Source organism: Vibrio sp. 2134-1, assembly GCF_033339495.1.
The window spans coordinates 1-645 of sequence record NZ_JAWOUS010000545.1; the positions used below are offsets into that span (position 1 = coordinate 1).

Consider the following 645-nt stretch of genomic DNA (forward strand, 5'->3'; position numbering starts at 1 on the left):
TACACCACACCTTCAGAACTTCTTACATCGGCCTCAATAATTAAGCCTGAGCTTTGGTCCAAAAACTTGGTGATGTTTTTCGGAAGTGGATACATGCTGTTATCACCGACATGTACGGAGCCGATAATCATGTATTCCGTGTCGCCTTTTTTAGCTCGCCAGTGTTGAGGCTCAGCGTAGGACGAAAAAGAGGTAAAGATAACAAAAAGAGATGACATCAGTGTCATTAGGCGAAACATAGTTTTTATCCTCGGCTGAATCTTATGGTGAGACTCTGATTTCAGCATCTACAACTCACAGGGGATATTACTTTATACCCAAATAAAGCTTAGACACCAGAGCCCACTTTAAAACTATTTTTTGCAACGATTGGATAGACCAACCAATCGACAAAAACGTCATTTCAAACAATATTGACGAGTTTTGACACGCTAAAAATGAGATTGACTTCACGAAAGCTAAATTGGTGAGTTTGTTATTAATGGTTCACAAAATAATCAGATGTGATCCGAATCCTACAAAGTCATACCAAATCAATCGGAATCGGTGATTTAGATCGCAACAAACTCGTCAAAATAAGTTGTTCGATTTTGACGTTGGCTGTAAGTGCATGAAATAAATGTGTTTATATTTTTTCTTGGTGAG

The 645-nt window shown here is 38.3% G+C and carries 1 protein-coding gene; it reads right to left on the reverse strand.

The annotated features are described in order from the left end of the window. A partial coding sequence (locus R7R78_RS27135; protein WP_225474739.1) for a TraB/GumN family protein occupies window positions 1-239 on the reverse strand: 239 nt, incomplete at its 3' end. Window positions 240-645 lie beyond the last annotated feature (406 nt).